The following is a 23,017-nucleotide window of genomic DNA, read 5'->3' as shown; positions in this document are numbered from 1 at the left end:
CCCCCGGTCCCCGGCAAGGAGGGCGCGTGACCGCCTTCACCCCCGATCCGCCGATCCTGACCGGCCGGCTCGTGATCCGGCCCTTCCGGCCCGCCGACGCCGCCCGCGTCCGCTCGGTGATCAAGGCGCGTGCCAGGTTCCTGCCGCCCGGCGCGCCCGGTCATCCGTCGGGTGTCTCCCAGTGGCTCTCCCACGGTGTGCACGAGCTGGGCCGTTCCGGCCAGGGCGTGCACCTGGCCATGGAGGCCGGGGAACTGGTCGTGGGGGCGATCAGCCTCTTCAGGACCCTCTGGGGCGCCGGGACCACCGAGGTCGGGTACGGGGTGCACCCGCTGCACCGGGGCCGGGGCTACGCCACCGAGGCCCTGCTCGGCGTGGCGCGCTGGGTGTTCGAGACGACCGAGATGCGCAGGATCGAGCTCCGCGCCGACCTGACCAACACGGCCTCCCTCCGGGTCGCGGAGAAGGCCGGTTTCGTCAGGGAGGGCGTGCTGCGCGCCGCCGAGCTGGGGGAGGACGGACCGCGCGACATCGTGGTGTTCGGAATGCTCAGAACGGATCTGTCCTGATACACGCCGGATTTTCGTGTCGCGGGCGGCGCGATGGAAGACCTGCCTGGTCGGGAGAGGTGAACGGGCCGGGCGGGGTGCGCGGGGCGTGAAACACCGGCGTGGCCGTGCTGGACGTCTCCCGCGAGCCTGGCTACCGTGCCATGGCGTGTGATCCAGATGGCCCGGCCAGTGAGGGAGCATCGCCCGCCGCCGTCGGCCCGATCCTCGCGGCCCGTCACACTCGCGCGAGAAAAGACGGAATTTACCGATCCGTTACCTGTTCATGTGGTGCCGTCATCGGATATTGTCGCGAGTCGCCACTGCGTAACCCCAGGTCAAGGTCATTGGAGTCCTGTTTCCGTCAACGACCCCCTCCTGAAGGAGAGGGCTTGAGGTGTAGCGATGCGCTTCGAAGTCCCGCGTTGACCAGCCCGAGTCGATCATTGAGGAGGTGCATTCGATTGACTACGTTTCATGTGGGCCAGCAGACCCACCAGCGGGTGCTTCCTCAGCCCGCTGCTCTGGAATCCGCGTCAGCAGACACGCCCGAGGGTGGGCACGAAACGGGACGCGGACACCGCCTCGCGGCGGTAGCCGGCATGGAACATAGGCGAGGGGAGATCGGATCGGACGGCACCCGTCCGCTCCGGCGTCACCCCGACGGCGCCACGGCGCCCGAGGGAGTCAACCGTGAGGTTCACCCGGTCGTGTTCGTTCTGGACACACACGGCCAACCGCTGGATCCGTGCCATCCGGCCCGCGCCCGCCGCCTGCCGGCATCCGGTCGGGCCGTGGTCCACCGGCATACCTCGTTCGTCATCCCGTACTGCGGCAAGCAGGACGCGCCGCTCGACATCGACCACATCCACCCACGCTCCCGGGGCGGCTCCGAGCGCATCAGCAACCTCACCCTGGCGTGCGTCCCCTGCAATCAGGCCAAGAACGCCGCCTCGATCCAGGAGTTCCCCAAGGCCAAGCCCGCGCTCCTGACGAAGATTCTCAGGAAGACGAAGGCGCCGTTGCGGGATGCGGCGGCCGTCAACGCGACCAGGTGGGCGTTGTGGCGGGCGCTGAGCGCCACGACTCTGCCCGTGACCACCAGCTCGGGTGGTCGAACGAAGTGGAACCGTAGCCGGACCGGCGCCCCGAAGTCGCACAGCCTGGACGCGCTGCACGTCGGCGCGATGGAAGCCGTCACCGGCTGGCCGTCCAGGGTGCTCGTGGTCAAGGCGACCGGGCGTGGCACCTACTGCCGGACCCGTACCGACAAGTACGGGTCCCCCCGCCTGCGGCTTCCCCGGATCAAGACCGTACGCGGCTTCCAGACCGGCAACCTGGTCCGGGCGAACGTCCCGACCGGCAAGAAGGCCGGGGTCCACACCGGTCGGGTCGCGGTCCGCTCCACCGGCACGTTCAACATCACCACCCGGCACGGCACCGTGCAGGGCATCGGCCACCGCCACGTACATCTGCTCCAGAGAGCGGACGGCTACGGCTACACCCTCCGTTCAGAGGCGTGGCCTCGTGCCGCGTTTCCTCCCCCGCCTGAAGGCGTGGGTATCCACGCTGGAGAAATTTGATGAAACCGCCGCTGCTGCTCATCGGGCAGGGCTCGCACGACGACAATGGATCTGCTGAATTCGGCAGGTTCATCCATCGACTCCGCTGTCGCCTGGACCAGACGGCCGCGGACGTCTCCGGCGGCTACATCGCCAGGGCCAGGCCGCGCCTCAGCGACTCCGTCGCCTCCCTGGTCGCGCGCGGGCACCACCGGCTGGTGGCCCAGCCGATGAGCCTCACCGGCGACGTGTGGCTCGGCGCGGACATCCCCGCCGCGATGGCTCGCGAGCAGGAGAGGCACCCCATGCTGACCTGCGACTACGGCCGCCCCCTGGGCTCCGACCCCCGCATCCTCGCGCTGCTCGCCGAGCGTCTGGCCGACGCGGCCGCCGAGGTCGCCAGCCTCCGGCTGGTCCCGGCCGCCGCCGGGGCGCTCGACGAGGAGCCCGAGCACATCGAGATCGGCGAGACCGCCGTGGTGCTGGTCGGCGACGGCTCCACCAGTCCCGAGACGAACGCCGACGTGCACCGGGTCTCGCGCCTCTTCTGGGAGACCCACGCCCACGAGTACATGACCGTGGAGACGGCCTTCGTCTCCCTCACCCCGCCCGGCGTCCCCGGCGGCATCGAGCGCTGCCGCCGCCTCGGCGCCAAGCGCGTGATCGTCGTTCCCTACCTGCTGTTCGCCGGTGGCCTGCTCGACCGCGTCTGGGCGCAGGCCATGGCCTACGCCGCCGGTCACTCGAACCTGGACGTCCGCTGCGCCGACGTCATCGGCGACTGCGAGGGCCTGGCCGACGTGGTCATCGAGCGCTACGAGGAGGCGCTCAGCGGTATCGCCTGGTGATCCCCCTGCGGGTACGCCCTCGGTGACCGTGTGCAGCCGATGTACGACCTTTCGGCGCTTTTTCCGAAAAGCCGCTTCTCAAGGGAGACTGATCACATGACCATCCTTGAGGAGACCATCGCGGCGATCCGCCCCGCGGATCCGGCGGCCGTCGCCGAGGCCCGTGCCCACCAGGACCGCCTGACCAAGCCCCGTGGCGCGCTGGGCGCCCTGGAGGACGTGGCGGTACGGCTGGCCGGAGCCGCGGCGGTCAGCCCGCCCCCGCTCCCGGTTCCCGCGGCTCTGGCGATCTTCGCCGCGGACCACGGAGTCCACGCCAGGGGCGTGACCCCGTGGCCACGGGAGGTCACCCTGCAGATGGTCGGCAACTTCCTCGCGGGCGGTGCCGTGGCCAACGCCTTCGCGGCCCAGGTCGGCGCCTCGGTGACGGTCGTCGACGTCGGCGTGGCCGCCGACCTCGACCCCGCGCCCGGCCTGACGATCAGCAAGGTCGCGTACGGCACGGCCGACCTGTCCAGGGGGCCGGCGATGACCCCCGAGCAGGCGATCGCGGCCCTGGAGGCCGGGATGGCCGTGGCCCGCGACCTTGTCGAGGGGGGCGCCCGCTGCCTGGTCACCGGGGACATGGGCATCGCCAACACCACCGCCTCGGCCGCGCTGATCTGCGCGTTCACCGGTCACGACGCGGCCGTCGTGACCGGCAGGGGCGCCGGTGTCGACGACGAGACCCTGGCGCGCAAGGTCGAGGTGGTCCGCGAGGCACTCCGGGTGAACGGCCTGGAGCCCGAGTGGAACGGCGCCTCCGGGACGCTTGCCCCGGTCTCCGGGGTGCCCGCCCTGGAGACGCTGGCCGCGGTCGGCGGCCTGGAGCACGCGGCGATCGCCGGGTTCGTCCTCGCCGGCGCCGCTCTTCGCGTACCGGTCATCCTGGACGGTGTCATCGCGGGGGCGGCTGCGCTGGCGGCGGCGGCGCTGGCCCCGGGCGTCGTCGACCACTGCGTGGCGGGACACCGCTCGGCCGAGCCCGGCCACGCGGTCGCCCTGGACCACCTCGGGCTGCGCCCCCTGGTCGAGCTGGAACTCCGGCTCGGCGAGGGTACCGGCGGCCTGCTCGCCCACCCTCTCGTCTGCGCGGCGGTCAGGGTGATGCACGAGGTCGCGACCTTCGATTCCGCCGGTGTGACGGACAAGGAAGCCTGATCTACGGAAGTCTTGAGCCGGCAGGTTGACAGCGGTCAGCTCTTTCTTGACAGCTGTTAACACGGGAGCAGCGAAGAGGGCGCTGTTAGCCGGTAGGTTTACCTCTTAGCACGCCATGCTTCACAATTCCTCGCGAACGGGAGATCTGTCGCCATGTCGCCCTACCTGCTTGGCTTGCGCCTCTCCGGGCGGCGAGTGCTCGTCGTGGGTGGAGGACGCGTCGCCCAGCGGCGGGTGCCGGCGCTGCTCGACGCGGGCGCCCTGGTCACCATCGTCTCGACGAGCGTCACGCACGCCCTCGACGACCTCATCGCGACAGGCCGGGTGACCTGGGAGACCAGGCGCTACCAGGTCGGCGACGTCGACGGGGCCTGGCTGGTGCAGGCCTGCACGAACGACCGCGCGGTGAACGCCGCGGTGGCCGCTGAGGCCGAGGCCAAGCGGATCTGGTGCGTACGCGCCGACGACAAGGACGCCTCGGCGGCCTGGACCCCGGCCAGCGGCAAGGTGGACGAGATCAGCGTGGCGATCACCGCGGGAGGCGATCCCCGCCGCGCCGCCGGGATCAGGGACGCCGTCGTCGGAGCCCTCAGGGACGGTACGGTCGACGCCAGGCGCAACCGCAGCAAGCCGGTGGGTGTCGCCCTGGTCGGCGGCGGGCCCGGCGACCCCGGCCTGATCACGGTCCGCGGGCGGCAACTGCTGGCCCAGGCCGACGTGGTCATCGCCGACCGCCTCGCCCCGCAGGCCCTGCTCGACGAGCTCTCCCCGGACGTCGAGCTGATCGACGCCGCGAAGATCCCCTACGGCCGCTACATGGCCCAGGAGAGGATCAACGAGCTGCTGGTCGAGCACGCCAGGCAGGGCAAGTTCGTGGTCCGGCTCAAGGGGGGCGACCCGTTCGTCTTCGGCCGCGGCGGCGAGGAGATGCTCGCCTGCGCCCGCGAGGGCATCCCGGTCATCGTGGTTCCCGGCATCACCAGCCCGGTCGCGGTGCCCGCCGCCGTCAACGTGCCCGTTACACATCGCGGGGTGAGCCAGGAATTCCACGTGATCTCCGTACATGTTCCGCCGGGCGACGAGAGATCCACCGTCGACTGGCCCAATTTGGCCAGATCCGGCGGCACGCTGGTGCTTATGATGGCGGTCGAACGGATCGGAGTGATCGCCGAAACGCTGATCCATGACGGACGTTCGCCGGAAACTCCCGTAATGGTGGTACAGGACGGTACTCTTCCGACCCAACGCGCTCTTTACGCCACGCTATCCACCGTGGCGGAGCGCGTGAGCGCGGCTGGGATCCGGCCACCTGCGATCGTGATCGTCGGCGATGTCGTGAAGGTCGGCCAGGAGGTCGAGATGGTTCGAGCGGAGCGAGTACCGTGAAATCGGCGTCCAACAGGCCCCCCCACTCGGGTGGTGGCCGTGACCCTCGCCTTGCCGGCACCCCCCAGGAGCCACCCGACGACACCTCGTCGGATGACAAGGAATCCCCCGGCGAGCAGACGGTGACCTTCGGCGCCATCCGCGCCGACGACGACGCGGCCTCCATCCGCGCACGCGGACAGTCCCCCGGGACCCAGCCCGGGACGGCCGCTCCCGGAGCGCCCGGCGGTCCCGCCGCGCCTCGGGGCCGGGCGGCGGGGCCCGCGGCCCCGGGTGGCGTGACCGGTCCCGCCACGCCCGCGGGCAGAACGGCGGGCCCCGCCGGGCCAGGCCGGCCAGGTGGTTCCGCCGGTTCCGCGCCCCAGACCGGGGCGAGCGACCCTGCCTCCCCGCCCGCCTCCGAGGAGGCGATGGCGGCCTTCCGCGCCGCCGCCGCCGCTGCCCAGGCCAAGATCGAAGCCATCACCACCTCCCGTGAAGCGGCTCCCAACCCCACCTCACCGCGCGCCCAGGGCGGTCGTCCGGCGGGCCCCTCACGGGGCGGCCCCGCCGCGGCTCCACCCGGCGCGGCACCCGGCAGGGGTACGCCCGCCTCGCGCGGAGGTGCGCCCGCCTCGCCCGGTGCGGCCCCCGGTCAGGGCACTCCCACCTCCCCGGGTGCCCGCGGGGGCGCGCCCGCCTCGCCGAGCGCCTCGCGCGGGGGTGCCCCTGTCCCGCCGAACGCCTCCCGTGGAGGTGCGCCCGCCTCACCCGGTGCCGTCTCCGGTCCCGGCGCCCCCGCCTCTCACGGTGTCCCGGCCTCGCCGGGTGTTCCTCGAGGAGGTACCCCCACGGCTCCTCCGGGCGTTTCCCGAGGGCAGGGTGCTCCCGCGGGGGCTCCTCCGGGCGCCTCACGTGAGGACGCCGCCCCCGGCGCCCCCGGCGCGCTTTTCCGCCCGGGTGCCCCTGTCCCGCCGAGCGTTCCTCGCACCGGCGGCCCCGCCATGCCCTCCTCCGGTGCTCCCGGCGCTCCTGTCAGGCCTTCCTCCGGTGCCTCCGGTGCTCCTGCCTCCCCGGCCGCCATCCCCGGTGCGGCCTTCCGTCCGGGGACTCCTGCCTCTTCGAACGCTCCCCAAGACGGTGACACCGCCGGGGCCGCGCCCGGTGCTCTTTTCCGCCCGGGCGCCCCTGTTCCGCCGAGTGTCCCTCGTACCGGCGGCCCCGCCGTCCCCCCGCCCGGCGCCGCCGGAAGCGACACCCCGAGCCCCGCTCCTCGGGAGGCACCGAGTCCCGCCTCCAGAGAAGGCGCCGACGCCTCCCGTACGGCCGACGAGGGTTCCTCCCCCCGGTTCGAGAGCGGCGTTCCCGGCGGCGAGGACGAGCGGTCCCACGCCGAAGGCGCCCCGCCCCTTCGCGCGAGCAGGGCCGGGGAGGAGCGGGATGAGATCGTCATCCTCGGCACGACCCCGCAGGAGCGACGCGACGAGTCCGAGGACGGCGCGGAGAGCGGCGGCGGCACGCCGGGCACCGGCCAGGTCGAGGGCGAGGCCGGGCAGCGGCCCCTGACCACCGGAGAGGGCGGCAGGACCGGCGACGCCTCGCGGGCCGACGACGCTCCCCGGTCCGGTTCCGAGGGCGCCGACGGCGCCCGGAGCGACAGCGGTGGCGTTCTCGCGTCCCAGGACGAGGACGGGACCGCTGAGATCGATGACGACGGCAGGACCCGCCGCGGCGCCGAGACCGTTGAGGCCGAGATCGTTGACGCCGAGACCGGTGACGCCGAGGCAGATGACGCGGCCCCGCAGGCCGGTGACAACGCCTCGCGGACCGGCCAGACCGGCGCCGAGGCGGGGCACGACGCCGGTCCCGCCGGTATCGACGACGAGGCCGAGAGCGGCGGTGATGTCCGCCGCGATGCCGGTACCGACGGCACCGGTGCCACCGGCCGCCAGACCGCGAGTGAGGTCGAACTCGCCGACTCCTCCGAGCGCGCTGACGAGGCGCGGGGCGAGAACGAGAGCGACGACGAGGACGACGACAAGGACGACGACAAGGACGACGACGCGGCCGGTGGCGAGGTCCGGGACAAGACCGGAACCGCCGACGGCGGCACGGAGGCCGAGAACGAGAGGGTCCGCGGCGAGGACGACGAGACCCGGGACGAGGACGACGAGGTCCCGGACGGGAAGGACGCGGGGTCGCCGGGCGGCCGGACGCGGGAGACCCCCCTCCCCGAGGCCGTCTCCGAGGCGCTGAGCAGCGCGCTCACCGCCGTACGCACCGGTGTCACCGACCTCAGCTTCGGCCTGGACCTCCCCGGCGCGGACGAGGCCAGGCGGGTCCAGAGCGAGATCCTGGCCCAGCTCGACGACTACGTGATCCCTCGCATCCACACGAGCACGGCGCCCGCCCTCGTCGTGGTCGCGGGCTCCACCGGCGCGGGCAAGTCCACGCTCCTCAACACCCTGGCCAACGCCAAGGTCAGCGCGACCGGCGTGCGCCGCCCGACGACCGGCACGCCCGTTCTGGCCTGCCACCCCGACGACCACGAGTGGTTCGCCGAGGGTGACCTGCTCGGCAGCCTCCGGCGGCTCAGCGAGCCCGATCCCGAGGGTGCCTCCGGAGGCCTCGTGCTCGTCTCCACCGAGCGCCTTCCCCCCGGCGTGGCACTGCTCGACACGCCGGACATCGACTCGGTCGTCGAGGAGCACCACGAGATCGCCCACCGCATGCTCGACGCGGCCGATCTGTGGATCTTCGTCACCACCGCCGCCCGGTACGCCGACGCTCCGGCCTGGCGACTGCTCCGCCTGGCCAAGGAGCGCGGAGCCCGCCTGGCCATCGTGCTCTCCCGGGTTCCGCCCAGGTCCCAAGAAGTGATCAGCAAGCACTTCGTCAGGATGCTCACCGAGTACGGCCTCGGTGAGGTCGACCGGTTCGTCATCAACGAGAGCAAGGTCACCGACGGGATGCTTCCCGATCACGAGGTGAGCGAGCTGCGTCTCTGGCTGACCGAGCTGTCGGTCGACGACCGGCGCCGCGCGCAGGCCGTACGGGCGACCCTGGACGGAGTGCTGAACAGTTTCCGCACCCGTGTCCCCGCGCTGGCCAAGCAACTGGAGATCCAGGTCGCCTTCCGCAGGGACCTCCGCGGTGACGTGGACGGCGCCTACGCCCGCGCGCTGGCCGAGATCGACAAGAGCACCGGCGACGGTTCGCTGCTCCGGGGCGAGGTGCTCGCCCGCTGGCAGGACTTCGCCGGGTCCGGCGACCTCATGCGTACCCTCCACCTGCGCAGGCCGAGCCGTTTCGGCGGCAAGGCGAGCCAGCAGGCGCCCGAGCGGCTCAGCGCCCTGAAGTCCGCGCTGCGGGCGGGGCTGGAGTCGGCGGTCGTCTCGGCGGCGCACCGGGCCGCGGAGGAGGCCGCCTCGCGCTGGCTGAACCGTCCGGGCGCGCAGGAGGCCCTGGCGTCGGCACCCGGCCTCGGCCGCGCGTCCGACGAGCTCCTGCGCAGGACCGGCCGGACCATAGCGGCCTGGCAGGAGCACATCATCGAGCTGATACGCACCGAGGGGGTGACCAAGCGGTCGGTGGCCAGGGTGATCTCGTTCGACGTCGAGTCCCTGTCGCTGATCCTGACCATCGGGCTGCTCGGTTACGGTTCCTCGGACGCGCAGAACGGCACCGGGGCGCTGCCGCAACGGCTGGTGCACGCGCTGCTCGGCGCGGAGTCGCTGCGCAACATCGGCGTGAAGGCCCGGAGCGATCTCCGAGCCCGGATCGGCATGCTCTTCGACGACGAGATGGCGCGTTACACCCAGGCTCTCGACGGTGCGGGCATACCTGACGAATCCGCCGCCACCCGCCTTTACCAGGCAACGTACAACCTTGAGGTCGCCCGATGAGTGTTGGCACCACCCAGTCACGCCAGGGTCTCGGCAGCAGGCTCGCCGCGCTGGCTCGGATCGTGGAGCTGGGGCCGGGCAAGGTCGAGCCCAAGCTCCTCGCCGACTCGGGTCAGCTGCTGCTGCGCGCCGGTGACAGGCTCAAGCTCTCCTCCGACCACACCGTGGTCGCGCTCGCGGGGGGTACGGGCAGCGGCAAGTCGACACTGTTCAACTCGATCTCCGGCCTGGAGCTGTCGCCGACAGGGGTACGCCGCCCGACCACGGCCCGTACGCACGCCTGCGTCTGGGGTCTGGACGGCGCCGGCCCGCTGCTCGACTGGTTGCAGATCCAGTGGCGGCACCGCTTCGCGCGGGCCAGCGCCCTGGACCGGGGCGAGAGCCAGCTCCACGGGCTGATCCTGCTCGACCTGCCCGACCACGACTCCATCCGGGCGCTGACCGACACCGAGGCCGACCGGCTGATCCAGGTCGCCGACCTCGTCGTGTGGGTGCTCGACCCGCAGAAGTACGCCGACGCCTCCACGCACCGGCGCTACGTGACCGATCTGGCCGGGCACGAGGCAGTGACGATCTTCGTGCTCAACCAGGCCGACCGGCTCGACCGGGAGGAGCTGGCCGAGTGCGTCGCGGACCTGGACGGCCTGCTCCGCCGCGAGGGGGTCGAGGACCCCGTGATCGTCACCACCTCGGCGATCACGGGCCGGGGCGTCGACAACCTCAAGGGCGTCCTCGCCGAGACCGTTTCCAAGCGCAGGGCCGCGACCCAGCGGCTGGAGGCCGACCTCGGCCGGCTGACGCTCCGTCTCACGAAGATCATGCCCGTCGACGGCGCGTCCGCTCCGCCCTCCTCCATCGACGACGCCCGCAGGATCGGTCTCACCGACGCCCTCTGCGACGCGGTCGGCGTTCCCGCGGTCGGCGAGGCGATGGAGAACGTGTACGCCGCGAGGTCCGGCGAGTGGGTCGGCTGGCCCTACACCCGCTGGGCCGCCAAGCTCCGTCCCGACCCGCTGAACAGCCTGCGTCTGGGCGATCTGCGAGACGAGATCCACGGCCTGACCGGCGGTTCGGTGAGCGCGCAGCCCGCCGAGGTGGAGACCGCCGTCCAGGCGCTCACCGACGGCCTGAGCTCTGGCATGCACGAGGCGTGGCAGAACGGGATCAGGGACGCCGCGCGTTCCCGCTCCTCGCAGCTCCCGGAGGTGCTCTCCGAGGAGCTGTCGGAGGTCGCGCCGCGGCTGGACAGGGTTCCAGGCTGGTGGCGGTTGCTCCTGGCCTGGCAGTACTTCCTGGTCCTGCTCTTCGTCGCGGGCCTGGCCTGGGTCGGTGCGGCTCTCACCTACGGCGTGTTCGGCGCAGGGAGCCCGCCGGAAGGGCTGGAGGTGTTCGGCGACGCCGCCTCGCTGCCGTGGGTCGGATTGATGATCTTCTCCGTCCTGGGGCTCGGCCTGCTCACCGCGATGGCCAGCCGCAACTTCGTCGTGCTCGGCGCGGGCAACGAGCGTGACGCGCTGGAGCGCGAGATGCGCCGCAGGGTCGCCGGTGTCGCCGAGAGCATGGTGATCGAGCCGGTGGAGCGGGAGCTGACCCGTTATAACGAGTTCTATTCAGCCATGCGAGGTCTGCGCGGTTGATCCGCCTTCTTCTCCTCGCGCAGGGGTGAAGCCCCGTGCAGAGGTGAGCTCCGCGCAGGGGTGAGTTCCGCGCAGGGGCGAAGTCCCGTACGAGGTGAGCCTTGCGCTGGGGTGGGTCTCACTCAGGGGTGGCTGAGGCCGGGTTGTCCACAGTTTTCGCACGCGTCTTGGGCTTGTCCACAGAGCGCGATTCGGTAATCCGTGCGGGGGGTGGGCCGGGCCATCGTGTCTTCATGCCGCCGGCACTCAGCCGGCTCTCATGGGAGGCACGATGAACGACATCTACGTCACGCTGACCGGTAACGTCGCGGCCCCGCCGCGCCAGCACACCTTCCCCGACGGCTCCCGGGTGACCTCACTCAAGATCGCCTCAACGAGCCGTTACTTCGATCGTGAGAACCAGCAGTGGCGCAATGGTGAGACGACCTACTTCGGCGTCCGCTGCTTTCGCGGGCTGGCCGACAACGTCGCGCAGTCGGTCCATCTGGGCCAGCCGGTCGTGGTCCAGGGACGCCTGCGGATCCGCGAGTTCGCCCACGAGGGGGAGCGCCGGTTCATGCCCGAGGTGGAGGCCAACTCGCTCGGTCACGACCTGCGCTGGGGGCTCGGGAGTTTCACCAAGCCGCAGCGCGGCGGGCCGGTCGCGGCTCTCGGCAGCGCGGAGCGGATCGAGCTCGACAGGGAGACCTCCGACTGGGCGATGAGCGGTGGTGCCCCCGTCGCGGCCGGGGCCGTCGGTGCCCTGTCCCTGCTGAAGACCGGCTTCGACGACCCGAAGACCGGCCTCGACGGCCAGACGTCCACGCCGCGCGAGACGGAGATCACGCCGGGCGGTGAAGCGACCGGAAACGGTGCGATGCCCGGGGACATCACCCATCTCGGGGGCATCACCCATCCCGGAGACGTCATCGAACTCCGAGACGCCGTCGACCTCCGGGAGAGTGTCGATCCCGGAGAGGCCGCCGGGGTCACGCCACGCGGGGCGGATCACGAGCTCGCCGGACAGGATCACGAGCCCGCCGGGAAGGAGCCGGTGGAGGGAGAGACCGTGGCGAGGCGGGGGAGGACGGGGAAGAGCACGTCGACGAGGCGGCAGGACGCGGCGGGCAGGAGAAGCTCGGACACGGGGGAGGAGATGGCCGGGGGCGTGCCGGGTGCGATGAGGATCCGCCCGGATGCGAGCGATGAGACGCCCTGGCCGACGCGGGAGAGCGTGGCGGCCTGAGCCACTTTCCGCTGGGAGGCCCGGCCGCTGGGAGGTCTGGCCACTGGGAGGCCCGGCCACTGGGAGGTCCGGGCCGCGGGCCTCTCAGTAGCCGGCGTTCAAGCCTGGAGCGCCGGTGTGGAAAGCGTTCGAGGTGAAGAGGCGAGGAATAGGAGAGAGGGGAGAGACGGGAGAGACGGGGTGAGGGTTGGGGGATGAGGGTTTTGCCTGGGAAGAGCGTCTGACGAAGCAGGAGCCTCGCGGAGAGGGGGCCTGGTGCGGGCGGAGTGAGGGGGCATCGGCCGGACGCGGTCGGTGTCTCGCCGTGACAGCGCGGTGACGCCGAGATAACCGGCCGATGGTCTTGCCCGTGTCAGATGCCGAGACACCTGTTAGGTCCAGGTCACGCCCCGCAGCATGGCTTGCTCCTTTCCCACACGGCCCGCTCGCGAGCGAGCGGTTTCCAAGTCGTGGGTCAACCGGTGGGCTGACTCACTCTGCCAAAGGTAGCGGTTACCATCGCGCGTCGCACACTCCGCAACTATTGTGTTACACATCGTTAGTCGGAGAGGGGGACGACATGGCGGCTCCCAGTCACACCTCGGTCAAACCGCGCGACGGCATGACACCCTTGGTCGATCGGTGGCCCCTGCTGGGGCAGCGTCGCCCGCTGGTCGGCTACCTCTGCGGGTTGGTGGTGCTGGATCTCGCCGCGATCGTGTTTTTCTCGATATCCGGTGTTTTTCGCTGGTCCGATGTGCTGACCTTCACCGCGCTGATGGCGTGCGGAGCCGTGTGCATCGAGGCGACCCGGAGACTCGGCATGCCCGCGGGCGTCTACCGTGATCTGCTTTCCGCCTGGTGGCTGCCCGCCGCGCTGCTCCTCCCGCCCCTCTACGCGCTCCTGGCGCCCATTCCGCTCCAGTTCCTGTTGCAGAAGCGGGTGCGCGCGACGGTGGTCTACCGGCGGGTCGTCAGCTCCGCGGCGATCGGCCTGGCAGGATGCGCGGCCTCCCTGCTCTTCCACGCCGCGGTCGGCGACCTGAACGCGCTGACCAGGGGTGAGGGAGGACCGATCCTGGTGGCCATCGGCTGCGCGGTCCTGTTCACGGTGATCAACACCGCGCTGATCGCCGTCGCCGCGCACACCGCCGACCCCGACAGCCGCTGGCGGGAGGTCCTGTGGAACCGGGAGAACCTGCTCCTCGACGTCGTCGAGCTCTGTCTCGGCGTCCTCGTCTCCATCACCTGCGGACTCAACCTGGCCCTGCTGGTCCTGGCGCTGCCGCCGGTGGTGCTGCTGCAGCGCAGCCTGCTGCACGCCCAGCTCCAGGCGGCGGCCCGCACCGATCTCAAGACAGGCCTGCTGAACGCCGCGGCGTGGCAGCGGGAGGCCGACACCGAGATCGTCAGGGCGCGTCGCACGGGGGAGACGCTCGCGTTGCTGATCGTCGACATCGACCATTTCAAGAGGGTCAACGACACCTACGGCCACCTGATCGGCGATCAGGTGCTCGTGGGGGTGGCCGACACCATCCGCAGCCAGCTGCGCGACTACGACGTGGTGGGCCGGTTCGGCGGCGAGGAGTTCGTCGTCCTGCTGCCCAGGGCCGACGTGACCGAGGCCCGCAGGGTCGCCGAGCGGCTGCGTTCCCGGGTGGGAAGGATGGCGGTCCCCGCCGACGAGAACATGATCACCGTGACCATCTCGGTCGGTGTCGCGATCATGAGTGTGCACGGAGATGACCTGATCGAGCTGCTCGCCGCCGCCGACCTCGCTCTTTACCGTGCGAAGGAGCTCGGCCGCGACCAGATCTGCCTGCCCGCCACCGTCGTGCCCCCGGCCCGCCGGCCAGGATCCGACGCCACTCCCGGCTGAACTCCCGGGCCCTGTCCGAGGCCGCCCTAGCTGAACTCCCCAGGCCCTAAACTAAAGGCATGCCGGAGTACATCTACACACTGCAGCGCGTGCGCAAGGCGCACGGCGACAAGGTCGTCCTTGACGACGTGACGCTGTCGTTCCTGCCGGGCGCCAAGATCGGTGTCCTGGGCCCCAACGGCACCGGAAAGTCGACGCTGCTGAAGATGATGGCGGGCCTGGAGCAGCCGTCCAACGGCGACGCCCGGCTCATGCCCGGCTTCACCGTCGGCATGCTTCAGCAGGAGCCCCCCCTCAACGAATCCAAGACCGTCCTCGGCAACGTCGAAGAGGGTGTCGCCGAGACCAAGGCGATGCTCGACCGCTTCAACGAGATCGCCGAGCTGATGGCCACCGACTACAGCGACGAGCTCCTCAACGAGATGGGCAAGCTCCAGGACGCCCTCGACCACCGCAACGGCTGGGATCTCGACAGCCAGCTGGAGCAGGCGATGGACGCCCTCCGCTGCCCTCCGCCGGAGTCCGAGGTCACCCAGCTCTCCGGTGGCGAGCGCCGCCGGGTCGCCCTCTGCAAGCTGCTCCTGGAGCAGCCCGACCTGCTGCTGCTCGACGAGCCCACCAACCACCTCGACGCCGAGAGTGTCCAGTGGCTCGAGTCGCACCTGGAGAAATACCCGGGCACCGTCCTGGCCGTCACCCACGACCGCTACTTCCTGGACAACGTGGCCAACTGGATCCTGGAGCTCGACCGGGGGCGCTGTCACCCCTACGAGGGCAACTACTCCACCTACCTGGAGGCCAAGGCGGCGCGGCTCAAGCTTGAGGGCCAAAAAGACGCCAAGCGCAAGAAGCGCCTGGAAGAGGAGCTGGAGTGGGTCCGCTCCAACGCCAGGGCCCGCCAGACCAAGAGTCGGGCGCGTCTCCAGCGCTACGAGGAGATGGCCGCCGAGGCCGACAAGCACCGCAAGCTCGACTTCGAGGAGATCCAGATCCCGCCGGGCCCGCGCCTGGGGACCACGGTCATCCGGGCCGAGAAGCTCACCAAGGGCTTCGAGGAGCGGGTCCTGATGGAGAGCCTCTCCTTCGACCTCCCGCGTAACGGCATCGTCGGCATCATCGGCCCGAACGGTGTCGGAAAGACGACCCTGTTCCGGATGATCACCGGCAGCGAGACGCCCGACAGCGGCGAGATCGTCGTCGGCGACACCGTCAAGATCTCCTACGCCGACCAGAGCAGGGGCGGGATCGACCCGTCCAAGAACGTCTGGGAGGTCGTCTCCGACGGGCTCGACTACATCAAGGTCGGCCAGGTCGAGATGCCGTCCCGCGCCTACATCGCCGCGTTCGGGTTCAAGGGCCCGGACCAGCAGAAGAAGGCGGGCATCCTGTCCGGCGGAGAGCGCAACCGGCTCAACCTGGCGCTCACCCTCAAGCAGGGCGGCAACGTGCTGCTGCTCGACGAGCCCACCAACGACCTCGACACCGAGACGCTCTCCAGCCTGGAGAACGCGCTGCTGGAGTTCCCCGGCTGCGCGGTCATCACCTCGCACGACCGGTGGTTCCTCGACCGCATCGCCACCCACATCCTCGCCTGGGAAGAGGGCTCGAACTGGTTCTGGTTCGAGGGCAACTACGCCGACTACGAGAAGAACAAGATCGAGCGCCTGGGTGCCGACGCGGCCCGGCCGCACCGCGTCACCTACCGCAAGCTCACCCGCGACTGATCCCGGTCCCGGAGACCGCTCTGGTCTCCGGTCCGGGGCACCGCACCTGACCGGGCCCGCCCGCGACGGGTGTGGCCCGGGCCCGGTGTGGTCCGGTCGTGACAGGCCGCGCTTCCGACGAGCCCCCGGTGCCCCGCCGTACGGCGGGGCACCGGGGGCTCGCTACGGTTTCGGGTGTGTTTGAACAGAGAATCGCAGACGGCGTCGGCCGTGGTCATCGGCATGTGTTCCCCAGGTCCGTCAGGTTCGCCGACATCGACTCGCTGGGACACGTCAACAACGTGCGGTTTCTCGATTATCTGGAGGACGCGCGGCTGGCGCTGTTCCATGTCGACCCCCACCGCGAGGGCAACGAGCCGTTCAAGGGGCTTGTGATCGCCCGGCACGAGGTCGACTATCTGCGTCCCCTCACCTTCCGCCCCGATCCGGTCAGGGTGGAGTCGTGGGTGACGGAGATCCGGCCGGTGCGGTTCACCCTCGCGTACGAGATCCGCGACGATGAGGAGATCTTCGTCAAGGCCCGCTCGGTGCTCGTGGCCTACGACGTGGCGAGCGCCTCCCCACGGCGGTTGAACCAGGATGAGCTCGCCTATCTGGGCAGGTTCGCCGAGGCCTGAGGACCGGGGACGGGGGACAGGGGACAGGGAGCAGGGCGAAGGGACAAGGGAGCAGGACGAAGGCCGGAGGTGTGTGCCATCCGTCTCTGGAGCGCCCGCCGTCCCTCCTCGCGGAGCGGCTCGCCCCACTCCCACGGCACGTCCGCCTGTTCGCCCGTGGCGCGCTCGTCTGTCCGGTGCGCCGTCCGCCCGTGACGGGCGGACGGCCGCGCACCGGGAGCCTCAGGCGTCGGGGGTGTACAGCCAGGCCGCGGTGTCCGGCAGGAGCAGGTGACCGTCCACCGGGGCGCTGCCGATCAGGACGCGGTCGTGCGGCGGCAGTTGTACCGGCTCGGAACCACAGTTGATGACACAGGTCAGGGGGCCTCGGCTGAAGATGAGGGCGTCCTCGGGGGAGTCCAGCCAGGTGATCTCGTCGGGCAGTTTGCCGCGCAGCTCGCGGCGGGCGCTCAGTGCCTCCTGGTAGAAGCTCAGCGTCGAGCCCGGATCGTTCGCCTGACGCTCGGCGGAGAGCACGACCCACTCGACCGGCTGGGGCAGCCAGGGCCGTGTCCCCTCGGGCGAGAAGCCGTAGGGCTCGGCCACGCCGGACCAGGGGAGGGGGACCCGGCAGCCGTCACGGCCGGGCAGCTCTCCCTTGGAGCGGGCGAAGATGGGATCCTGGCGGGCCTCCGGGGGAAGATCCTTCACCTCGGGGAGGCCTAGTTCCTCCCCCTGGTAGATATATGCCGAGCCCGGTAGGGCGAGCATGGCGAGCAGGGCCGCCCGGGCCCGGGAGAGGCCCGTCGTGGAGTTGGTCAGGCCGTTGCCGTACCGGGTCACGTGGCGGACCACGTCGTGGTTGGAAAGCACCCAGGTGGGAGCGGTCACGGCGGCCAGCGTGTCATCAATGATCTTCTTGAACGCGGGCCCTGACCAGGGCGCCTCCAGCCAGGCGAAGTTGAAGCTCTGGTGCAGCTCGTCGGGGCGGACGTACAGCGCGAGATCCTCGGCGGAGTCGGTCCAGACCTCGCCGATCGCCATCCGCTCGCCCTCGTAGGAGTCGAGCACCTTGCGCCAGTCGCGGTAGATCTCGTGAACCTCAGGCTGCCCCCAGATCGGCGACACGGCCTTGAACGCCTGTCCCTCCGGAGAGGTGTCCGGCAGCCCTTCGGCCTTGTACAGGCCCATCGCCACGTCGATCCTGAACCCGTCCACCCCCCGGTCGAGCCAGAACCGCAGCACGTCCAGGAACTCGGAGTGCACCTCGGGGTTGCGCCAGTTGAAGTCGGGCTGCTCCGGGGCGAAGAGGTGGAGATACCACTGCCCGTCGGGTGTCTTGCTCCAGGCCGGGCCGCTGAAGGTCGACTGCCAGTTGTTGGGCGGCAGGTCCCCGCCGTCGCGGAAGATGTAGCGGTCACGTCCCTCGCCCCGCAGCGCGGCCTGGAACCACTCGTGGGCGGAGGAGCTGTGGTTCGGAACGATGTCGACGATCACTCGCAACCCGAGCCGGTGCGCCTCGGAGACGAGCTCGTCGAAGTCGGCGAGAGTGCCGAAGAGCGGGTCGACGTCGCGGTAGTCGGCCACGTCGTAACCGCCGTCGGCCATGGGAGAGCGGTAGAAGGGGGTCAGCCAGATCGCGTCCACGCCGAGTTCGGCGAGGTAGGGCAGGCGCTGCCTGATGCCGGGCAGATCGCCGACGCCGTCTCCGGAGGCGTCGGCGAAGCTGCGAACGTAGATCTCGTAGACGACGGCGTCACGCCACCAGGGGGTTTCCATGTGCATGGATTGCCCCCGCCCAGCGGTGTTTATGCGTCGCTGCCCTCGACCATGCGGTGTTTGTACGCGGGGGTCTCGACCATGCGGTGGTCCGCGTGTCGAGGGCCCCGATCATGCGGTGGTCCACGCGCGGGGAACCCCGACCGCGCGGTGATTCACGCGTCGGGAGCGTTGACCATGCTGTGCGCCGCGTACACGAGATAGTCCCAGAGACGCTTTTCCAGGTCGTCGGGGAGCTCCAGGGAGACCACCGCGTCGTGCATGCGCCGGAGCCATGCGTCGCGCTCGGCCGAGCGGATGACGAACGGGTTGTGCCGCATACGCAACCGAGGGTGGCCGCGCTGCGTGCTGTAGGTGTTGGGACCGCCCCAGTATTGGATGAGGAACAGGCGGAACCGCTCCTCGGCGCCTTCGAGGTCGTCCTCGGGGTACAGCGGCAGGAGGATCGGGTCGGCCGCCACCCCCTGGTAGAAGTGGTGCACTAGACGCCTGAAGGTCTCCTCGCCGCCGACGGCGTCGTAGAAGGACTGGGGTTCCTCGGGGGTAGCGGACACGTCTCCAGCCTAATTGACGTCAGGCGGCGATCGTGATGTCGGCCCGGTCGAGGGCGGACTTGATGCGAAGGCGCAGCTCGCGGGCGACCTCCGCCTGCCGGGAGGGGATGGTCTTGGCGCTGACCCGGAAGATGATGGCGGTGTCGGAGATCTGCTCGATGCCCCAGACCTGCGGCTCCTCGACGATGATCGAGTCGCGGAAGGCGGGCTCGTTCCACATCTCGTCGGCGACCTCCTTGAGCAGGTCGCGGACCACCGGGATCTCGGAGGCGTAGGCCACCGGCACGTCGACCGTGGCGCGCGACCAGCCCTGCGACTCGTTGCCGACCCGGGTGATCGTGCCGTTGCGGATGTACCAGACCCGGCCGTCGGCGTCGCGCAGGCGGGTGATGCGCAGGGTGACCGCCTCCACGGTGCCGATCGCGGCGCCCGCGTCGATCACGTCACCCACGCCGTACTGGTCCTCCAAGAGCATGAACATGCCGGCGATGAAGTCCTTGACGAGCTCCTGGGCGCCGAAGCCGATCGCCACGCCCAGGATGCCGACGCTGGTCAGCAGGGGGGCGATGGGGACGGAGAGGCGTTCGAGGACGGTCAGCACGGCGGTGCCCAGGATGATGATCGAGGCGATGTGCCTGAGCACCGAGCCGATGGTCTCCGCCCGCTGCCTGCGCCGCTCGGCCACGATCGCGTCGAGGCCCTCGGGGGTGATCGTCTCCCTGCCGCGCAGCCGCCCCGCCAGGGACGCGCGCTCGGTGGACGCCCTGCGCACCACCCGGCCGATCAGCCGGTGCGCCACGTTGCGCAGGATCAGCGCGATGACCACGACCAGCGTGATGGCGATCAGGCCCGCGATCACGGGGGCCACCCAGTCGACGGCCGCGGGCACGAGCATCTTCACGAAGTCGCAGACTACTCCCCCGCCGTCCCCGCATCCCCGTGTTAAGCCCGCGCTCGCGTCGAGAAGGTCCTCGACGACGACTCCCGGACCTGAGGTCGAGGTGACGCTGGGGGTGGGGGCGGGCGTGGGGGAAAGCAGGAACACGGAGTGGATCCCTCTCGGATCGGATCGACCGGCAGGCCGGATGAGTCATGCGACCCACCCATATTGCCGATCGAACCGGCCTCCGTCACATCACGCCGGGGAAGACGGGGACATCCTGGTCTAGGGCCGCGGGGGCGGACCCGGATGCCCCGGTGACGGGTGGCCCGGACGGGACACGCACCCGGAAGCGTGTCCCGTGCCGTTCCCGAAAGGGATCCCTCCGGTCACCGCCCGGACGAGAGACCGGACGGCAGCCTGTGCTTTACAGCAGTTTGTGGGCTTCGGCTCGCGAGAGCCTCCGCGTTCCGGCCGCGTTCTTCGAAGTTTCCGCAGGTGGGAGTTCGCGCGTGTCGGCCGGACGATTCGGAGCCGGCGGGGTGCCCAGCGTCCGAGGACGCTCCGCACCGGTCACCCCGCCGACTCCGTCGAGCCGCGGCAGGCGCGGCACAGCGGGCGGGAAGGCCCGTTGTGCCGCTCACCTCACTCTCCTACCGCGGCGAGTACGCGTGCGACCTTGGTCGCGGCACCGGCGGGATCTTCCACCGTGTGCATTCGTTCACCCCAGGACCACCAGTAATACCAATCCCGATGGCTGGGGGCGGCCTGTGCCCGGCAGGTGACGTTCTCCGCCAGGCTGGTCGCCTTCGGATTGATCACACGCACGAACGCCCGGCCCGAGTGGGTCCGCACCACACGGGCGTGCAGCCCGCGGCAGTCAAGCTCCGTCACCAGCCGCTCAAGGTGCCGGAAATCGTCTTCACCCACCTCGTCCCTCCTCGTGGTCTCGGCTTGCCGGCACCGAATCGTGTTCGTTCGATCACGCTTACGGTGCTGCTCGCCAAAGATGACTCACGGTGGCCCTACGGGTCAATTCGGGGAAAACCCAGTTCAGGGTGGGCGATGTGCCAAGTAGGTTGAAAGAAACAGTCCCTCGGGGGACGATTCTTAGCCAGTAGCTTTATTGGTGTGTTCCGGATGAGTCAAACATGGTCCATCATTCTCGGTAGGCGCAGTGCGACGGAAAGATCACACTGAGTCAAGGGAGAGAGGACCGGTCGGGACCAGTGTGCCAGCCAGCCCAGCTGGCCACGAGAGAGGGGCCGGTATGTCCGGCAGGCAGCACAGGGAGACAGAGTTAGCGCGGCAGGTCCGGGCCCGTGGCCTGGCCGCCGGGAAGTCCTCGGCGCAGATAGCCGAGGAAATCTACGATAAGTGTAGTTCGCAATTCGGGACCACTCGGATTAAAGGTCACCGCCTCGCGCATGGCGTCGCTCTCGCGGACGTCATCGAACAGATACGGGCGCTGTTCGAACGCGACGGCAAGTCGGCTCCCGGTATCGGTGAGACGCTCCTGTCCGCGTACGAGAGCGGGCTGAAGCGGCCCGGTCCCGAATACCTGCACTACCTGTGCTCCGCCTACCGGGTCGAACCCGCCTCCCTCGGGTACGACGGCCCGTGCATCTGCGGCCACGGCCACAAGATGCCCGGTGTCGTCCGAGGTGATCTCCAGGATGGAAGACCCGACACGTCCCCTGGTCCGCGTGAGCTGCTGATCCAGCCGATCGGCGTCGATCATTCCGCGGACGGGGGTGAGGAGGACGAGAACGTGCTACGCAGGACGCTCTTACAGCTCCTGGCCGGCAGCAGTGGCATCGCGCTGGACGGACAGGTGCTCGGATCGGTGGAGAGCATGCGCAGGAGGATGGACGACACGCTGGTCTCGGCCACCGTCTCGCCCGCGATGCTCGATCAGTGGGAGGAATCCACCATCGGCTTCGGCCGCCAGTACATGAACACCGCCCCGCTCAGGCTGCTGTGCGACGTGATGCTCGAATTCGGCGCGGTGCGCAAGGCCATGGAGCGGCGCCAGCCGGTCGACCTGCAGGAACGGTTGTGCCGTATGGCGGCGCAGCTCGCCGGTCTGAGCGGCATGATCATGGTCAATCTCGGCGACCACCGGCTCGCCCGGTCCTTCTTCAGGACCGGCAGGACCGCGGCGGACGAGACCGGCGACCGGGCGCTGAGGGCGTGGGTCATAGCCAGGGAGGCTCTGGTCCCGCTCTACTACGGCGATCCGCGCGAGGCTCTCAACCTCGCCAAGAAGAGCCGTGACCTGGCCGGGCAGACGCCCTGCGCGGCCCAGGCGATGGCCCCGGTGGTCGAGGCCCGCGCGCTGGCGATGATGTCGGGCTCGGGCAAGAAGGACGTGGTCGACCAGGCGAAGCGGGCGCTGTCGAGGGCGAGGGCGGCTTTCTCCCAGATGACCGCCGCGGACCAGGACGACTCGACCTTCGGCTACACCGAGCGCCAGCTCTACTTCCACCAGGGAGACGCGCTGGTCAAGCTCGGGCAGGCGATGGAGGCCGACCTCATCCTGGAGCAGGCGCTCACCAAGTACGGTCCGACCGACTGGCTCGATCCGACCTTCATCAAGTTCGACCGGGCCCAGTGCAAGATCCTTGAGGGTGACGTGGACGAGGCGCTGGAGATCGCCCAGCGTACGGTCTCGGGTCTCGACGAGGCCTGCCGGCCCGACATCCTCATGCAGCGCGCCCACGAGGTGGGCAAGCAGGTCGAGGTGAAGGCGCCCGGCCATCCCAAGCTCAAGACCTACATGGAGTCGCTGCGCAGCCGCAGCGCGTCGACGGATGATCCGGTGGCCGACAGGAGTGGCAGTTGAAGCCAAGGCTTCGGCGTTATCGCTGGTCCGACCTCGAATCGGTCTGGGCGCTCCACCAGATATGCCTGGCCCAGGTCGGTCTCGCGCCGGGGGACGGCGTCTACTACGAGGACGACTTCCCGAGGATCCACGAGATCTACCTCGCCGACCGGGGTGAGTTCCTGGTGGGGGAGATGCCCGCCGGGCGCGTCGTCACGATGGGCGGTCTCCGCCGCGTCGACGACCGGACCGCCGAGATGTGCCGCATGCGGGTCCATCCGGAGTTCCAGCGTCGCGGTTTCGGTGCCCAGATGGTCCTCGCGCTGGAGGCGCGGGCCGTCGAACTCGGCTATGCGCGCCTTCGTGGTGACACCACTCTGAATCAGCTCGCGGCGATGGAGCTCTATCGCAAGTTCGGATGGCGCGAGATCCGCCGGGAAGAACGAGGGGGATGTGTGGTGGTTTATGGAGAAAAAGACCTAGTAGCCGCTATGTCCTCTTTAACTCAATGA

At 70.1% G+C, this 23,017-nt stretch carries 18 protein-coding genes; 13 read left to right on the top strand and 5 right to left on the bottom strand.

Annotation, left to right across the window (positions count from 1 at the left end):
- Positions 1–26: 26 nt before the first annotated feature.
- From ACTOQ2_RS03450 to ACTOQ2_RS03400, 11 genes are all read left to right on the top strand, one after another.
- Entirely contained in the window at positions 27–569 is a 543-nt protein-coding gene (locus ACTOQ2_RS03450; protein WP_440098200.1) for a GNAT family N-acetyltransferase, read from the top strand.
- Positions 570–712: 143 nt separating this feature from the next.
- Positions 713–2,131: an HNH endonuclease gene (locus tag ACTOQ2_RS03445; protein WP_440098675.1), complete on the top strand. Its 1,419-nt coding sequence runs from the start codon at positions 713–715 to the stop codon at positions 2,129–2,131.
- Positions 2,131–2,958, top strand: coding sequence for a sirohydrochlorin chelatase (locus ACTOQ2_RS03440; RefSeq protein ID WP_440065891.1), 828 nt, complete (start codon positions 2,131–2,133; stop codon positions 2,956–2,958). Before ACTOQ2_RS03445 ends, ACTOQ2_RS03440 begins: the two co-directional genes overlap by 1 nt.
- A gap of 96 nt (positions 2,959–3,054) precedes the next feature.
- Positions 3,055–4,158, top strand: a complete 1,104-nt coding sequence (gene cobT / locus ACTOQ2_RS03435) for a nicotinate-nucleotide--dimethylbenzimidazole phosphoribosyltransferase (protein WP_440098199.1) — start codon at positions 3,055–3,057, stop codon at positions 4,156–4,158.
- Between the two features lie 153 nt (positions 4,159–4,311).
- Positions 4,312–5,544 carry a uroporphyrinogen-III C-methyltransferase gene (gene cobA, locus ACTOQ2_RS03430; protein WP_440065893.1) on the top strand — a complete coding sequence of 411 codons (1,233 nt, stop codon included), beginning with the start codon at positions 4,312–4,314 and terminating at the stop codon, positions 5,542–5,544.
- A 983-nt stretch (positions 5,545–6,527) separates the two neighbouring features.
- Positions 6,528–9,428 carry a GTPase gene (locus ACTOQ2_RS03425; protein ID WP_440098198.1) on the top strand — a complete coding sequence of 967 codons (2,901 nt, stop codon included), beginning with the start codon at positions 6,528–6,530 and terminating at the stop codon, positions 9,426–9,428.
- Positions 9,425–11,065, top strand: coding sequence for a GTP-binding protein (locus ACTOQ2_RS03420; protein ID WP_440098197.1), 1,641 nt, complete (start codon positions 9,425–9,427; stop codon positions 11,063–11,065). The genes ACTOQ2_RS03425 and ACTOQ2_RS03420 overlap by 4 nt, the downstream gene beginning before the upstream one ends.
- A gap of 271 nt (positions 11,066–11,336) precedes the next feature.
- Positions 11,337–12,290, top strand: a complete 954-nt coding sequence (locus ACTOQ2_RS03415) for a single-stranded DNA-binding protein (RefSeq protein WP_440098196.1) — start codon at positions 11,337–11,339, stop codon at positions 12,288–12,290.
- 559 nt (positions 12,291–12,849) lie between these two features.
- Positions 12,850–14,148, top strand: coding sequence for a GGDEF domain-containing protein (locus ACTOQ2_RS03410; protein WP_440098194.1), 1,299 nt, complete (start codon positions 12,850–12,852; stop codon positions 14,146–14,148).
- A 59-nt stretch (positions 14,149–14,207) separates the two neighbouring features.
- Positions 14,208–15,872: an energy-dependent translational throttle protein EttA gene (gene ettA / locus ACTOQ2_RS03405; RefSeq protein ID WP_440098193.1), complete on the top strand. Its 1,665-nt coding sequence runs from the start codon at positions 14,208–14,210 to the stop codon at positions 15,870–15,872.
- Between the two features lie 224 nt (positions 15,873–16,096).
- Positions 16,097–16,489 carry an acyl-CoA thioesterase gene (locus tag ACTOQ2_RS03400; RefSeq protein ID WP_440098191.1) on the top strand — a complete coding sequence of 131 codons (393 nt, stop codon included), beginning with the start codon at positions 16,097–16,099 and terminating at the stop codon, positions 16,487–16,489.
- Between the two features lie 222 nt (positions 16,490–16,711).
- Here ACTOQ2_RS03400 and ACTOQ2_RS03395 read toward each other — a convergent pair whose 3' ends face one another.
- The 5 genes from ACTOQ2_RS03395 to ACTOQ2_RS03375 form a co-directional block, all read right to left on the bottom strand.
- Positions 16,712–18,253: a glycoside hydrolase family 13 protein gene (locus ACTOQ2_RS03395; RefSeq protein ID WP_440098189.1), complete on the bottom strand. Its 1,542-nt coding sequence runs from the start codon at positions 18,251–18,253 to the stop codon at positions 16,712–16,714.
- 149 nt (positions 18,254–18,402) lie between these two features.
- A complete protein-coding gene (locus tag ACTOQ2_RS03390) occupies positions 18,403–18,801 on the bottom strand; it encodes a globin (RefSeq protein WP_440098188.1) in 399 nt (132 codons plus the stop codon).
- Between the two features lie 19 nt (positions 18,802–18,820).
- Positions 18,821–19,846, bottom strand: coding sequence for a mechanosensitive ion channel family protein (locus ACTOQ2_RS03385; RefSeq protein WP_440098187.1), 1,026 nt, complete (start codon positions 19,844–19,846; stop codon positions 18,821–18,823).
- A gap of 480 nt (positions 19,847–20,326) precedes the next feature.
- A complete protein-coding gene (locus ACTOQ2_RS03380) occupies positions 20,327–20,611 on the bottom strand; it encodes a hypothetical protein (RefSeq protein WP_326643182.1) in 285 nt (94 codons plus the stop codon).
- Between the two features lie 370 nt (positions 20,612–20,981).
- Positions 20,982–21,422 carry a hypothetical protein gene (locus tag ACTOQ2_RS03375; RefSeq protein WP_440098185.1) on the bottom strand — a complete coding sequence of 147 codons (441 nt, stop codon included), beginning with the start codon at positions 21,420–21,422 and terminating at the stop codon, positions 20,982–20,984.
- Between the two features lie 30 nt (positions 21,423–21,452).
- On the opposite strand from ACTOQ2_RS03375, the gene ACTOQ2_RS03370 reads away from it, so the two are divergent.
- Both ACTOQ2_RS03370 and ACTOQ2_RS03365 read left to right on the top strand, forming a co-directional pair.
- Positions 21,453–22,526 carry a hypothetical protein gene (locus ACTOQ2_RS03370; protein WP_440098184.1) on the top strand — a complete coding sequence of 358 codons (1,074 nt, stop codon included), beginning with the start codon at positions 21,453–21,455 and terminating at the stop codon, positions 22,524–22,526.
- Entirely contained in the window at positions 22,523–23,017 is a 495-nt protein-coding gene (locus ACTOQ2_RS03365; RefSeq protein ID WP_440098182.1) for a GNAT family N-acetyltransferase, read from the top strand. Before ACTOQ2_RS03370 ends, ACTOQ2_RS03365 begins: the two co-directional genes overlap by 4 nt.

This window comes from Streptosporangium sp. H16 (assembly GCF_051918855.1).
Lineage (GTDB): Bacteria > Actinomycetota > Actinomycetes > Streptosporangiales > Streptosporangiaceae > Streptosporangium.
This window is presented reverse-complemented; position numbering and strand designations above follow the sequence as displayed.

Bases quoted from the DNA above. Each gene is read 5' to 3' on its own strand.
- ACTOQ2_RS03395 (WP_440098189.1), bottom strand. From the start codon at position 18,253: ATGCACATGGAAACCCCCTGGTGGCGTGACGCCGTCGTCTACGAGATC.
- ACTOQ2_RS03420 (WP_440098197.1), top strand. From the start codon at position 9,425: ATGAGTGTTGGCACCACCCAGTCACGCCAGGGTCTCGGCAGCAGGCTC.
- ACTOQ2_RS03410 (WP_440098194.1), top strand. From the start codon at position 12,850: ATGGCGGCTCCCAGTCACACCTCGGTCAAACCGCGCGACGGCATGACA.
- ACTOQ2_RS03415 (WP_440098196.1), top strand. From the start codon at position 11,337: ATGAACGACATCTACGTCACGCTGACCGGTAACGTCGCGGCCCCGCCG.
- cobT (WP_440098199.1), top strand. From the start codon at position 3,055: ATGACCATCCTTGAGGAGACCATCGCGGCGATCCGCCCCGCGGATCCG.
- ACTOQ2_RS03425 (WP_440098198.1), top strand. From the start codon at position 6,528: ATGCCCTCCTCCGGTGCTCCCGGCGCTCCTGTCAGGCCTTCCTCCGGT.
- ACTOQ2_RS03445 (WP_440098675.1), top strand. From the start codon at position 713: ATGGCGTGTGATCCAGATGGCCCGGCCAGTGAGGGAGCATCGCCCGCC.
- ACTOQ2_RS03440 (WP_440065891.1), top strand. From the start codon at position 2,131: ATGAAACCGCCGCTGCTGCTCATCGGGCAGGGCTCGCACGACGACAAT.
- ettA (WP_440098193.1), top strand. From the start codon at position 14,208: ATGCCGGAGTACATCTACACACTGCAGCGCGTGCGCAAGGCGCACGGC.
- ACTOQ2_RS03375 (WP_440098185.1), bottom strand. From the start codon at position 21,422: ATGATCGACGCCGATCGGCTGGATCAGCAGCTCACGCGGACCAGGGGA.
- cobA (WP_440065893.1), top strand. From the start codon at position 4,312: ATGTCGCCCTACCTGCTTGGCTTGCGCCTCTCCGGGCGGCGAGTGCTC.